At 48.8% G+C, this 13,964-nt stretch carries 12 protein-coding genes; 6 read left to right on the forward strand and 6 right to left on the reverse strand.

Annotated features, from left to right (window positions below; genetic code table 11):
* Window positions 1–71: 71 nt before the first annotated feature.
* The 3 genes from ACKFKF_RS31215 to ACKFKF_RS31225 form a co-directional block, all read right to left on the reverse strand.
* Complete coding sequence (locus tag ACKFKF_RS31215; protein WP_446871264.1) at window positions 72–1,004, reverse strand: MBL fold metallo-hydrolase; 933 nt, start codon at window positions 1,002–1,004, stop codon at window positions 72–74.
* Between the two features lie 192 nt (window positions 1,005–1,196).
* A complete protein-coding gene (locus ACKFKF_RS31220) occupies window positions 1,197–1,706 on the reverse strand; it encodes an inorganic diphosphatase (RefSeq protein WP_446858275.1) in 510 nt (169 codons plus the stop codon).
* Between the two features lie 191 nt (window positions 1,707–1,897).
* Window positions 1,898–2,572 (reverse strand): response regulator transcription factor, encoded by a 675-nt coding sequence (locus ACKFKF_RS31225; protein ID WP_446858274.1) that lies wholly within the window; start codon window positions 2,570–2,572, stop codon window positions 1,898–1,900.
* Window positions 2,573–2,934: 362 nt separating this feature from the next.
* On the opposite strand from ACKFKF_RS31225, the gene ACKFKF_RS31230 reads away from it, so the two are divergent.
* Entirely contained in the window at window positions 2,935–4,356 is a 1,422-nt protein-coding gene (locus ACKFKF_RS31230; RefSeq protein ID WP_446871265.1) for an NADP-dependent isocitrate dehydrogenase, read from the forward strand.
* A gap of 290 nt (window positions 4,357–4,646) precedes the next feature.
* Here ACKFKF_RS31230 and ACKFKF_RS31235 read toward each other — a convergent pair whose 3' ends face one another.
* Window positions 4,647–5,711, reverse strand: a complete 1,065-nt coding sequence (locus ACKFKF_RS31235) for a hypothetical protein (protein ID WP_446871266.1) — start codon at window positions 5,709–5,711, stop codon at window positions 4,647–4,649.
* A gap of 477 nt (window positions 5,712–6,188) precedes the next feature.
* On the opposite strand from ACKFKF_RS31235, the gene ACKFKF_RS31240 reads away from it, so the two are divergent.
* The gene (locus ACKFKF_RS31240; RefSeq protein ID WP_446858271.1) at window positions 6,189–6,428 is read left to right on the forward strand and encodes a hypothetical protein; all 240 of its coding nucleotides are present in this window, start codon (window positions 6,189–6,191) and stop codon (window positions 6,426–6,428) included.
* Between the two features lie 154 nt (window positions 6,429–6,582).
* On the opposite strand, the gene ACKFKF_RS31245 is transcribed toward ACKFKF_RS31240, so the two are convergent.
* Window positions 6,583–7,401: an SDR family NAD(P)-dependent oxidoreductase gene (locus ACKFKF_RS31245; protein ID WP_446871268.1), complete on the reverse strand. Its 819-nt coding sequence runs from the start codon at window positions 7,399–7,401 to the stop codon at window positions 6,583–6,585.
* A gap of 604 nt (window positions 7,402–8,005) precedes the next feature.
* Between ACKFKF_RS31245 and crtW the strand changes: the two genes are divergently transcribed.
* Together crtW and ACKFKF_RS31255 are read left to right on the forward strand one after the other, a co-directional pair.
* On the forward strand, window positions 8,006–8,791 hold the full coding sequence (crtW, locus tag ACKFKF_RS31250; RefSeq protein WP_446858269.1) for a beta-carotene ketolase CrtW: 786 nt from the start codon (window positions 8,006–8,008) through the stop codon (window positions 8,789–8,791).
* A gap of 339 nt (window positions 8,792–9,130) precedes the next feature.
* Window positions 9,131–10,873, forward strand: coding sequence for a serine/threonine protein kinase (locus tag ACKFKF_RS31255; RefSeq protein WP_446871269.1), 1,743 nt, complete (start codon window positions 9,131–9,133; stop codon window positions 10,871–10,873).
* 26 nt (window positions 10,874–10,899) lie between these two features.
* Here the strand turns inward: ACKFKF_RS31255 and ACKFKF_RS31260 are convergent, their stop codons facing one another.
* On the reverse strand, window positions 10,900–11,886 hold the full coding sequence (locus ACKFKF_RS31260; protein ID WP_446871270.1) for a glycosyltransferase family 2 protein: 987 nt from the start codon (window positions 11,884–11,886) through the stop codon (window positions 10,900–10,902).
* A 267-nt stretch (window positions 11,887–12,153) separates the two neighbouring features.
* On the opposite strand from ACKFKF_RS31260, the gene ACKFKF_RS31265 reads away from it, so the two are divergent.
* Both ACKFKF_RS31265 and ACKFKF_RS31270 read left to right on the forward strand, forming a co-directional pair.
* Window positions 12,154–13,059 (forward strand): Uma2 family endonuclease, encoded by a 906-nt coding sequence (locus ACKFKF_RS31265; RefSeq protein ID WP_446871272.1) that lies wholly within the window; start codon window positions 12,154–12,156, stop codon window positions 13,057–13,059.
* A gap of 87 nt (window positions 13,060–13,146) precedes the next feature.
* Window positions 13,147–13,800, forward strand: a complete 654-nt coding sequence (locus ACKFKF_RS31270) for a dual OB domain-containing protein (RefSeq protein ID WP_446871273.1) — start codon at window positions 13,147–13,149, stop codon at window positions 13,798–13,800.
* Window positions 13,801–13,964 lie beyond the last annotated feature (164 nt).

Consider the following 13,964-nt stretch of genomic DNA (forward strand, 5'->3'; position numbering starts at 1 on the left):
GTCAATACCCGTACTCACTTGATTCATCCCTTTGTTCAGCAACGCCGGATTCTGTTCCCTTTGCTAACGGGCTAAACTACGGGCAAAATCATGCCTTCTCGCGCCAATAGGCTATTGGGAAACATCGTTTGCACCTCGGCTTCTACCTGATCGAGAAAATCGTCGTCGTGGTTAGGGTCGTGGTGAAACATCACTGCCTTCTTGACCCGGGCCGCTTCTGCAACTTTCAGCGCTTCTTGCCAGGTAGAATGTCCCCAGCCGATCTTGGGAGTTTTGGTATCGTAGTATTCTGTGTCGGTATAGCAAGCGTCGTAAATCAAAACGTCTGCGTCGCGGGAAAGATACACCAGATCTTCGTCAATGCGATCGGGATAATGTTCGGTATCAGTAGCGTAAACGGCGGTGCGACCTTGCCAGGTAATTCGATAGCCTAGAGCCGTGTTGGGATGGTTGAGCGGGCCTGTCTCGATCGTAATATCATCCAACTGCACGACATCCCCAGCCGACAGCTCATAAAACTTCATGTCTGACTTCATCACCTGCATTGGCACCGGAAAGTTGGGATGGTGCATCTGGTCACTGAGTCTCTGTTTCATGGTCGCGCCGTTGGGAGCGATGCCGCCGTAAATGTGAAAACAGTTTCCGGGAATAAATGCAGGCAGAAAGAAGGGAAAGCCTTGAATGTGATCCCAATGGGAATGGGAGAAGAACATGTACGCTTCGACGGGGGACTGCTTGAGCAACTGTTTGCCTAAAACCCGCAGGCCCGTGCCGCCATCAAAGATCAGCCGTTTGCCACCGACTCGCATCTCGACGCAGGAAGTGTTTCCCCCATAGCGGACGGTCTCGCTGCCAGGGGCGGGAATGCTACCTCGCACCCCCCAAAATTGGATCACGAACTCTGGTGAATAGGTCATTTCTGGATCTGCGCTTGCCTCAAGAGCCTGTAATCTGAGTTGAGAGTGTTGATCAGGAGCGGTTGTCTCACGGTCAGAGTGTGACATTTGGGTCAAAAAAGGTTTGGTTCACCAATGGCTAAACAGTAGAAATGCTTGCCGCTTCAGCTTTGATATCTTCATATGCTACCCATTTCAGTGAGGGAGCTACCAGTCTACCCACCATTACAATCTTCTAATAAAGATTAAAGGCTCAGGAATTTCCCAAGCCTCTTTTGTGCTGATTAATTTTGTAAACGTCTAGGTATAGGCTTTGATGCATTTTTCGACGAGAGGCAGCACTTTATCTACATCCTGCCAGCCCAAAATCTCGGTTACTTTTTTCTCTAGGTTCTTGTAGGTTCTAAAGAACTCCGCAACTTCTTCTAGGCGATGAGCAGCGATGTCATTGAGCGACTTGACGTTGACGTAACGAGGGTCTTTGTCAGGGACACAGAGAATTTTTTCGTCACGATCGCCACCATCAATCATTTCTAACATGCCGATCGGACGTGCGGCAATCACACATCCCGGAAAGGTGGGCTGATCCATGATCACCATGCCATCGAGGGGGTCGCCATCATCGGCTAGCGTGTTAGGAATGAAGCCATAGTCGTAGGGATATTGCACGGAGGCATAAAGAACGCGATCGAGCGCAAAGGCGTTCAAATCTTTGTCAAATTCGTATTTATTCTTGCTCCCAGCAGGAATTTCGATCAAAACGTTGATCAGACCGGGTTTAGGTTGAGCAGGAATGCGAGTTAAGTCCACTGGCGGTTTCTCCAAGCGAAAAAGGGATGAGGGAGTGTCTTCGATGATCTGTTCCCCCTTTGGGGGTAATACGCTACGCGAGAGGGGTAAGGGATGAGAATGTATCTGTTTATCCTTTATCCATTCTTGATTTTAGGGGAAGAGGGCGATCGTCCACTCAAGAGATCTGCGATCGCCCAAAATTCCGGTGTTTAGGCTTCTTCTTCGATGGGAGGAGGCGGTTCGATCGGCAGCTTGTAGCCCTGCTCAAACGCAAAGCGCACGAGTTGGGAACGATTTTCTAGCTGAAGCTTGCTCAAAATGTTGCTCAAATGGGTTTGGACGGTACGTGGGCTGACAAACAGATGATCGCCAATTTGCTTGTTGGTGTAGCCCTGGATCACTTCCCAGAAGACTTTCTCTTCGGCAGGGGTCAGGGGAAGGGGACTGGGCGGCGGCGCAGCGGCAGGAGTCGTTTTGGATTGTTGCATCAGCCGGACGATTTCAGAGTTCATCCGTCGCGATCGTTCTAGCTGTGCTTCGATTTTGGCCAGCAGTTCTCTCGGCTCAAAGGGTTTGATCAGATAGTCATCGGCTCCGATCGAGTGCCCCTGTACCCGGTCTTCAACTTCTCCTTTGCTGGACAAGAAAATGAATGGAATCAGTTGCCCCAAGCGAGTAGCCCGTAGCCGACGGCAAAATTCATAGCCATCCATTTCGGGCATCAGCACGTCGGACACAATTAGATCGGGCGGGTCTTTCTCAAAACTGGACAAGCCCTCAAGCCCAGATGCCGCATCCTGAACGAGATAGCCCCGCTTTTCGAGGTAGCGAATTAAAGCTGTGCGAAGGGTTGTGTCATCGTCAACGACAAGAATCTTTTTCATTCACGTCTCCATGTAGCCCGCAAAGACGTACATCATCTTGGTTTTAGCCTTCTCAAATGGATCTTAAATGGAACTGCGTAAAGCGAAAGCGATCGCCACGATTTGGAACGTTCTCTCATGAAACTGTTCTTGCCACTTCATCGTATTTTAGAATCTTGTGATATTTCTTGATGATCGGAAATTTTGCGTCAAGAGTTGATGAAAAAACACGATGAGACAGTCTATCCCCACTTGAGAAAGTTTGGTAGCCTACAGAGCAGCCTTAACCCATCTATCGTACTCGACAAGCCAGATTTGGATGATGGATGTGCTTTTGATGGAGTCAAGCTGTCAGATTGCCCTCGATAAACCCCTTCGATTTTATGTACGAAAAAATTACTCCGCCCACCACTGGTTCTGCAATTACGTTTCGAGACGGTGAGCCGATCGTCCCTGATAATCCAATTATTCCTTTTATTCGCGGGGATGGCACGGGGATTGATCTGTGGCCGGCTTCTGAGAAGGTGTTTGATGAGGCGGTACAGGCTGCCTATGGAGACAAGCGCAAGATCACCTGGTTTAAGGTCTATGCCGGGGATGAAGCCTGTGAGCAGTATGGGACGTATCAGTATCTCCCCGAAGACACGCTGGAGGCGATTCGGACTTATGGGGTGGCGATTAAGGGGCCGCTGACGACTCCGATCGGTGGGGGGATTCGCTCCTTGAATGTGGCCCTGCGTCAGATTTTTGATCTCTATGCCTGTGTGCGTCCCTGTAAATACTATGCGGGTACGCCTTCTCCTCACAAGACTCCTGAAAAGCTGGATGTGATTATCTATCGGGAAAACACAGAGGATATTTATCTAGGAATCGAATGGAAACAAGGCAGCGAAGTGGGCGATCGCTTGATCAAGCTGCTCAACGAAGATCTGATTCCTGCGACTCCCGAGCATGGCAAAAAGCAGATTCCGCTTGATTCTGGAATTGGCATCAAGCCCATCAGTAAAAAAGGCTCTCAACGATTAGTCCGGCGGGCGATGCAACATGCACTCCGATTGCCTAAAGCCAAGCAAATGGTGACGCTGGTACACAAGGGCAACATCATGAAGTATACAGAGGGGGCGTTTCGGGACTGGGGCTATGAGTTGGCAACGACAGAATTTCGAGAAGTGTGTGTGACTGAGCGGGAGTCCTGGATTCTTGATAATGTGGAGCGTCAGCCTGGGATTTCGCTAGAAGACAACGCTCGTCAGATCGATCCAGGCTTTGATGGGTTGACAGTCGAAAAGAAAGCCGCCATCTGCGACGAGGTGAAAGCTGTGTTAGACGCGATCGGCGAATCTCACGGCAGCGGTCAGTGGAAAGAAAAAGTGATGGTCAACGATCGCATTGCAGACAGCATTTTTCAACAGATTCAGACTCGTCCTGATGAGTATTCAATTTTGGCGACGATGAATCTCAACGGCGATTATTTATCCGATGCGGCAGCGGCGATCGTCGGTGGGCTAGGCATGGGGCCAGGAGCCAATATTGGGGATTCTTGTGCCATTTTTGAAGCAACTCACGGAACAGCCCCCAAACATGCGGGACTCGATCGCGTCAACCCCGGTTCAGTCATTCTCTCTGGCGTGATGATGCTGGAATTTATGGGCTGGCAAGAAGCGGCAGACTTGATCAAGAAGGGGCTGGGCGCGGCGATCGAGCATCGAGAAGTCACCTACGACCTGGCCAGAATGATGGAACCTCCCGTCGAGCCGCCTCTGAAATGCTCCGAATTTGCGGATGCAATTATTCGGCACTTCTAAGGGAGTTTTAACTTAACGTCAGTTCGATAAACTTTTTCGCTTCGTTGCCAGGGGATTCGCCCCCTAAATCCCCCATTCTGAGGGACTTTGAATCAGCATAATTTCTTTGAACTCTGGAACTTTCTCTGGGTCAAAGTCCCCCAATTTTGGGGGATTTAGGGGGCTGAAGCTGATCGCAACGAAGCGAGTCACTCTCATCGAACTGACGTTAACTTAGAGAAGAGACTAGAGACTTTGGACTTGAGACTTTACATAGAGCAGGGTCAAGTCTTGGGTCTCTTGTCTAAGGTCTAAGGATTAGAAAACGTGTTAATTTGTCCGCCACCGATAAACCGACCTGGGATCGGGCGAGGGGCAGACAGAGGAATGTTGTTTGCAGGAATGGCCTGGGTCGAAGGTTGAGGCGCAAAAGCGTCGGGTGAGGCTCCTAATCCTGGAGTTGGAAGCGGTTGTCCAGGATTGAACTGGGGCGTACTGGATTGAAGGGGGGGCGCGATCGAAGGAGTCGTAGGTGTCCCACCAGACAAACTATTTTGTGAACCAGAAATCGGCTGAGACCCTTCGACTAAGTTGGTGAAGGAGTTAGTAGCGGAGGCATTGTTGGGAGTCGTTGCATTAACGCCAAAACTGCCCAGACTGGTAGTGCCTTCGATCGGCGCGCCTGACCCAGGGACAGCAGTAAAACTAGAAGGAGTCAACGGGGGACGATTTTCGGCCGTTGTGGCATTAGGCGGAGTCGTCAAGGGAGATTGCAGGGGACTTTGAGTTAGCGGGCTGGGCATTGAAGAAGGAGTAAGCAGATTATTAGTTGAGAAGATCTGCTGAGTAGCAAAGGGCGTTTGCTCAGCAGGCTGCTGTCCGCCTGAATTATTGACTGAGTTGGGGAAACCCGATCGCTGTAGCGGGATCGGTGAATTGCCTAAATTGCCAAAGAGTCCGGGGGTGAGCTGAGTTTGATTGGGTTGAGTTTGATTGGGTTGAGCTTGATTGGTCGTAGAACCTGCGATCGGAATGCCTTGCAGATTGGCCAAATTTGTAGGTTGAGGGGCTGACTTAGTTGCCCCAGACTGATCGGGACTCGCAGGATTGGCCAAAATGCCCACATCATTGAGCAACAGCGGCAAAGTGTCAATATCTGCGCCGATCGCGCGATCTTCTGCCGAAAGCGCATTCTCATCGGTCTCAGCGCCTGATTGAATTCCCAAATAACTCAAAAATTCGGGTCGCGTCCAAAATTCCCACGTAAAAAGCATGACCAGCATCAAGACGATCGCAGGTGCCCAAAAGACAGGACGGGTCAGCGGGCGAAGTCGAGCGATTAAATAGCGACGAGCAGGCGAAGATTGGCGGCGCATAACTCAGGGGGCGATAGGAGGAGTGGAAAAGTTGACAGAAGATTTGAGACTGCCCTGATAAACAAAATTGTAGTGGGCAGAGGCGCGATCGACCTCCGTGAGCCAGGGTTCGCCTACAAAATTTCACGAACAGAACTTTACTTAATTTACTCAAACCATTTAAGTGCATCCGTTAAAGCTCGATCCAAAAGTTTGAGAAGTGACAAGGTATACGAGGGCGATCGCCGAAAAATGTCACTCGGCTAAAACTCGTGAATGCGCGTCGGGTAAGCTTTTTAGCTTCAAAAATACCTTCTAAACGACTTGAATCTCTTTAACTTAAACGAGCACTCCATAAGTCAGGAGATCTCCATGTACATCTGTGGACTTATGGCAAGATTTGGAAATATTTCGTAACATAGACGCATCAACGGGAAACGGTGTCAATTGGTTAATCAACCCATCAACCTACCCGTTTGCTGATCAAAAGGAGCCGAAATGACTCGTCAACAAACGTCTGATCTGATTGCGTTCGTCTCAAGTCTCAAAAATGGGATTTGGCTCCTGGGAGTTTCGTGCTGGCTGTTTGGCATCACCGATCGCACGATCGCATCCTTTTCGGATGGTTACCTCTCTGCTCTCGACATCGTTCAACTTTTTACAGCGTCGTTCTTTTTCGTTAGCTGGCTTTTTCTAAAACCTGCCAAAGTTGATAGAGAAGTCATTCACCAAGAATAATTGATGAAAGGGTAGGGCTGACTTCGGTAATCGTGGCTGGCGGTCAAAACCGTATCTATCGAAACGAGGTCTGCCTTCCCAAACCAGAAGAATTTCTCAACCTAGCAAGTGCCTTCTGCGTCAAAACTAAAAGTCTCTATTCATCCCTCATGCCTCATGCCTCATCCCTATTCTTAAAAGTCCGACGCATCACCCATTGCATCAAATCAGGAAAAAGCCGATTGGACACGAGAGAAGGATTAGCAGAGCCGACAAGCACCTCTGTTCGTTTGTGTTTTACAGCTTCCCAAACGGCTTTGGCGACATCTTCAGGCTTCTCGACTACAGGCACACTGAGAACTTGCTCAACCTGTTGACGACGATCGCTCTGGTCGGCCGCATCCTTACCCCGAAAGATGGCCCGCTCCAAAAAGTCACTTTTGATAATGCTGGGATAAATTCCACAAACCGTAATGCCCTTGGGTGAAAGTTCTGATTGCAGGGATTGGGTCAGACCTGTAACCGCAAACTTAGCCGTGCTGTAAGGGACAAGATAAGGAATCGGCACTTTGCCCCCGATCGAACTAATGTTGACAATGGTGCCGCTTTTTTGCTCCAGCAGATGAGGGAGTAGAGCGTAAATAGTATGAATATAGCCCCACAAATTGGTGTCGATCGCTTGATGCCAGTCATCCAGTGAGAAGGCTTCGGCGGGCCCCGAAATGTAGATACCTGCGTTATTGATTAATACGTCGATCGATCCAAATTCTGCCAACGCTTGATCGACAAGATTTTTGACCTGTTGAGGATCTTTCACATCACTCGGAACTGCCAATGTAGCGTGACCTGATGTTTTGAGTTCTTGCGTTAATGCAACGAGTCGATCGCTATTTCGAGCCGCTAATACTGTGTTGTAACCCTTTTGAGCAAATAGCAGCGAGATCGCTTTACCAATTCCTTGAGAAGCCCCTGTAATCAGAACTGTAGAAGCCATATTTCTGCAATCGAAATGTAAGAGATATTATCCATTAGTTTGCCGAATTAGCTCAAGAAATCGTCTTACTTTTGTTAGATTCTGACGGCTCAAAAGGGTCGTATTCCACACAGAAAAGTTAGAGATAATTGAGTTGCATTCACTTAGAAAGAGAACCTTAATTTAAGTATTTGAAATGTCTGTCTTTGGGGGCGTTGGTGCTTTAGTTCCCCAGGGGGATAGCGCACTCAGGTTGACCCTATAGGATGGAAAGCGTTCAGAAAAGTTTATTAAGGGCCATACAGGAAACCACTCAAACCCACGCTTTTACGTGCAGACGGATTAACCTTGTCAGGGCGATTGTACTTCCTTCCTGTAGATGGACGGCCGCGAATCACCAAGCAATGTTAAAATTTGTGAAGATTTGGAATAGTGAATTTCTGCATAAACCTGCCTTTTAGACATTCTGCGCCCTGATTGTGAGCTGGGTAGTTCCTCTGAAAAGCCGCTCACAAATCTCAATCTCTTATCACTCAAAGTCGTCGATCACAAACTCTCGGCAACGAGAGCCAATCAGATTAGTGCGGCCTAAAAGTTTTGATGCAATCTCTCGTGGAGTAACAGTGTGTTTCAATCTCATCAGGCACTCATGCAGCCCCAACCGATCGCCAAAGGCGCAGGTGTTAATTTTGTAAGTCAGCCTTCCCAGCGTGGAGTTTTTGTCGCGGTTTTGGTGATGGGCGTTTGGGCGATCAGTCTCTTGACGCTGTTGGCGATCGACCTTGATGGAGTACCACTCTGGGGAAGAATCGCTTTAGCAGTCTGGCAGACCTTTCTCTACACAGGTTTGTTTATTACTGCTCACGATGCAATGCATGGAGCCGTTGCTCCGCACAATCCCAAACTTAACAATCTAATGGGGTCGATCGCGCTGATCTGCTACGCGCTTTTCTCCTACAAAAAAATGATCCGAACTCACTGGCTACACCATCAAAGTCCGGCGAGTGAAACTGATCCCGACTTTCACAATGGCAAGCACAAAAACTTCTTCGCCTGGTATCTCTACTTCATGTTCCGCTACTGGAGTTGGACGCGCCTGCTGGGACTGATGGTGATCTACAACATAATGAGCTTTTTGCTGCACATTCCAGAAGCTAACCTCAACTGGTTTTGGGTCGCTCCGGCGATCGCCAGTTCCCTACAGCTCTTCTTCTTTGGAACCTACCTGCCGCACCGCGAGCCTGAAAGCGGCTACCAAACTGAAACGCGCGCCCAGAGCACTAACTGGAATAGTTTCGTCTCCTTTATCACCTGCTACCACTTCGGCTATCACGAAGAACATCACGAAAATCCTAACGTGCCCTGGTGGAGACTTCCTGAATTGCACCGTGATCGTCAAGCAGCAGTCTAGTAGACCTCACTATGAGTTTTGTAACCATTTCCCTGGATGGGAGAGAACCTCTTTCCTTTCCTGAAAAGGGATAAAAGAGTGGGTATAGTTCTTCAGTTCAGACTGGTTCTTCAACCGTTGCCCTGGGAATTAAGAGAGGCTGACTGCTAAACTCATTGGTTAGAAATGCCTGGAGCTTGTCGGTTCTAACTTGAACTCTTCTTGAAGGGGGTTGGCTAATCTAGTGCTCTTGTGCTTCCCTTTTAAAGAACGCTGCGATTGAACCAATCCATTCCTGCGTTTGTAAAATTAGGTTTCAATCGTGCCTAATCTGCTGATGCCCCTCGCTAGAACTGACTCATGAATGACTTCCCGGAGTTCTCTCAGCACGGCTACCAAGTCGAAAAAGAACTAGGTCATAATCGTGCTGGAGGTCGTGTAACTTATCTTGCTACCGAGATTGCAACTGGCAAACAGGTAGTGATTAAGCAGTTTCAGTTTGCGAGAGCGGGTTCTAATTGGGCAGATTTTGATAGCTACGATCGCGAAATTCAAGTTTTGCGCGGGCTGCATCACGATGGCATTCCTCACTATTTGAGTTCGTTTCATAGCGATAGTGGGTTTTGCATGGTGCAAGAATTCAAAAATGCGAACTCTCTGGCTGAAGTGCGGAGTTTTAGCCCCAGTGACGTTGAGCAGATTGCGATTTCTGCCCTGGAGATTTTGATTTATTTGCAAAATCGCATTCCCCCCGTTATTCATCGAGATGTTAAGCCAGAAAACATTTTGGTCGATGATCAACTCAATGTTTACCTGGTAGATTTTGGCTTTGCGCGGATTGGCGATGGCGAAGTGGGCATGAGTAGCGTCGTCAAAGGCACTCTCGGCTTTATGCCCCCCGAACAGTTGTTTAACCGTCAGCTAACCGAAGCGTCTGATCTCTATGGGTTGGGCATTACGCTAATTTGTCTATTAACCAAAACCAAGACGACCGAAGTCGGAAATTTAATCGACATCACCTATCGAGTCAGCTTCAAACATCTGGTGCCGAAACTGAGTCTATTCTGGACAAACTGGCTAGAAAAAATGGTCGAACCCAGCGTCAAGGCTCGATTTTCAAATGCCAAAGTGGCCTTAGAAGCGCTGCCTGATCACCCCATGCGGCTGCCAGATGCTCGATTGAGTCAGTCTACGCTAGAGTTTACGGTCAACCGACCCGGAGAAGTCTTGACCCAAACGGTGACTGTCACCAATCTGATCCCTGATACTTTATTGCAGGGCAGATGGCAGGTTGCGTCCCATCCGAGTGATCAGGCTCACCCCTGGATCACCGTTGCGCCTGCTCAGTTTGAAAGTAATCACGCAGACTGTGAGATTTCGATTCATAGCGATCGCTTGATTCCCAACAAACTCTACGATCGCAAGCTGCTTTTACACGCCAATACCGCTACTCAAACCTATACGCTGACTCTGCACATTCGCACTAGTCCGATTCGTCTCAAGCTCAGAAGTGCCACAATGGTGCCGCTGGTGGTTCTCAATGCTTTTGCGATCTCGACTGCCTGGTTAATTTCGTCGATCGCTCTGATTACCGGAACCGTGGCTTTAGCCTCCTCTGGAGTGATTTTGGGCACTGCTGCTGGGGTCGCCGTTGGATGCGAGGTCGCCGCCTGGATGTTGTCTGTCGCGGGGGCATCTTCTGGCGCAAATGCAGGGGTGATTGCGGGCGTAGCCACAGGCGTTTTGACGGTTCTGATTGCGCTGACGCAGACGATCGCCCTGCCAGGAGCCGCGCTCTTAGCGGGAGTAGCGATCGGGTTTGTAGGCGGAGGCATTTTGGGGGGAGCAACTGGCGTTGTTGTCGAACACTTTGTCAGTCGCAAAATCAAACCAGAGGCGGCAACGCTCATTTCACTGCTAACGACTGCCTTTGGGGTAAGTTTGGGGTTGGGGCTGACGTTTGGATTTTCGGCTTCGGTTGTTCCGGTTGCGATGGCGGGGTCAGGCTTGCCGTTGGGATTTTTGCTGGTGTACGGATTGATGCAGCGGGTTAGAGTATTTAACAACAATCGGCGATCGGAGCAACACTTAATTCGCCCTTAATTGCGGTTGAGCTTTTGAGTTTATACTCACGCTTGAAACGCATCTCCTCTGATCTCACGTATCTGCTTTAGCGAAGTCTGAGGGCGCTGCTTGAGAAGACCGTACTTGAGCATGATCAAGATCTTTCCTTGTAAGTAGTGAAGCTCGCCACCTCGGTTTCCAATCAGTAGCAGAGATGCATAGCGCACCAGACTTTTGGAGAGCGTTGTCAGATCAGTTAATAGATCACTCTTTGCCTTAATCCTCATATAGGCATAAGTCGCTCCTTCCGAAAGCAGCCTTTTGTTAAGGAAGTTTTGGCTTTGTCGGCTTAAAGGAACAGGATGATAGACCACGCAAGCAGGGTTATAAACCAGACTGTAATCACTCTGTTTGAGGCGAAGTGCGAGTTCGCTGTCTTCTCCATAAATTTGAATTTCTCGACTTTTGTTGGGCCCCAAATCTTCGTCAAATCCAGAGAATTTTTCTAAGAGCGATCTACAAATTGAATAATTCACACAGGCGGGTAAAGTGTGTTCGGGATAGAGGCTCAACTCATCTCCTTGATCGTAAGCGGGCAAGAGATGTTCCCATTGAGTGGGAATGCTCCAGTTAGGGTTTTTGTCTTCATAGCAAGGGATGATCTTGCCGCCAAGGATACCGATTTTGAGGTCAGTTTGAGTAAACGTGTCCCGAATATTTTGTAACCATTGAGCATCGACCTGAGCATCATCATCGGTGAAAGCAATAATCTCACCTGACGCATTTTTCCAACCAATGTTTCTAGCTCTAGAAGCGCCTGAGCCTTCGTCTTTTAGATAAGTAATTTTGTTAGCTTGGATGAAATCTACCAGGGCATCGCGAGTCAAACAATTTTGACTTTGATCAACCACAATCACCTCAAAAGGTTGAATGGTATTCTCAAAAACTTTCTCAACTGCTTGAGCGATCGTCTCGTGTCGATTGGCCGTTGGAATCACAACGGAAATGGTTGCAGCGGGGGTGCTGTCTCCTCGATCTGAGCCTTGGTTCAATGGAAGTTCTCCGACTACTATCGCTTGTGGAAGATATAGAAAGATTTCTCCATGACATTGTAGACATAAATACTGGGATTATATGTTACCCGCATCACAGTCTGACAGGATGTTTGAAGCTTCTGGTTATCTAGAGATTAAATTCTGGTAATTGGAGCAAAATGTCTCTGTGTACCTTCTTTAGAGTGCTGGACAATTGAGCATCCAACCTCATCTGACAGAGAGAACAGACCCCATCTTTAGGTAGAGTTTGCTCTTCTCTACAAGATGAATTTCTTTGCGATCGTCTCTCTCCCATCTTTCAGGCAGAAATGGCACAATGCAGGGGAGACGTTACCTGCGATCTCATCGAGTTACCCGCAAGGGGTCGCTTTGAGTTTGCTACAAGAAGTCGCGCCTTTGGTGATAGTGATGATGCAGCCGCTCCTCAAAACCGTTTCTCAGATTCATTACCCAGACAGCGATGGGCGACCGATGGCAGATAATACCAAGCAGTTTCGCTGGATTGTGACAATCAAAGAAAATCTAGAACTGCTGTTTGTTGACGATCCCAATATATTTGTGGCAGGTGATTTGCTGTGGTATCCGATCGAGGGCGACAACACGATTTGCCAAGCTCCTGATGTCATGGTGGTCATTGGCAGACCCAAGGGCGATCGCGGGTCATATAAACAGTGGGAAGAAGACAACCTCCCTCCTCAAGTGACATTTGAGATTTTGTCTCCGGGCAATCGGCTCAAGGAAATGGTGAAGAAGCTCAAGTTTTACGATCGCCACCAGGTTGCCGAGTATTACGTCTATGACCCTGACGATAATGAGCTAATTGGCTGGCAGCGGGGCGAACAACTCGAAATTATCGAAGAAGCGTCAGGCTGGACAAGTCCTTTATTGGGAATTCGGTTTGAGATAACTTCAGAAACTTTGGAGATTTATCGCCCTGATGGAGACAGGTTTTTAGGTTTTACAGAGTTAGCTCAACTGCGCGATCGAGAGCGCCAACGTGCGGAGACAGAGCGCCAACGTGCAGAGACCGCCTTAACGGAGCTAGAAGCAGAACGCCAACGTGCGGAGACTGCTCTAACCGAGCTAGAGGCAGAACGTAGACGCAGTGATGAGTTGGCTGCAAGACTGCGAGAGATGGGGATCGACTTGAACGAGAGGGATGAGGGATGAGGGAGAACTTTGTTCCGCACTGCGAGGAGGGATGGGGATAAAGATTCAGTAGCTCGTCAAAATTAGATTGGTGAAATCTTGATGCGTATGACTCAGATCATCTGTCTTGCTAACGCTTTGAAATATGGCGATCGCTGCATTGCGGGGATTGATCCTACAACAGGTAGCTGGATTCGTCCGATTTCTGATTTGGCGGATGGGCGAATTACCCCCGACATGAGACTGATTGATGGTCAAGAGCCTGAGATTTTGGATGTGTTGGAGATTCCTTTAAAAGAAGAGCCGAGTGAGACAGCGTTAGAAAATCGATCGCTCCTGCCGGGAGTCTGGAAACGAGTCGGGCGAGTTGCCCCAGCGGACGTTTTGCACTATTGCAGCCATGACGCTGAGATCTTACACAACGCTGAGAAGTATGTGACGGTGACGGCGCTCAACGTGCTTCCACTTTCAGAAAGGCGCACCGTTCAACTTGTCTATGCTCAAGAATTCTCGGTTAGCAGTAAGCCCAAGGCCCAAGGCGGACGATCGTGGAAAGGATCGCTCGTGACCAAGACAGGAAAGATTTTAACGAATGCGATTATTACTGATCCCGTGTTGATCGATCGCTTGGAGGCAGATGATTTTCTACAAACGCCCTGTCTCGTCACTGTCAGTTTGGGAATGCCGCACCGACCTACAACCGGATGGCAAGGAGATGATCCCTGTTGGAAATTGATTACGGGAGCGATCGAGTTAAATTAACGTGAATTCGATGAGATTCCTCGCTGTAGCGATCACTCCAGGCAGCCCCCTAAATCCCCCAAGTTTGGGGGACTTTGAGCAAGAAATCCTGTCCGAAAGTCTCCCAGATTTTGGGGGTTGGGGGGCAGAAGCGTTAAATACCGAAGCGAAAAAACTCTATCGAA

The sequence above is a fragment of the Phormidesmis sp. 146-12 genome (assembly GCF_052939495.1).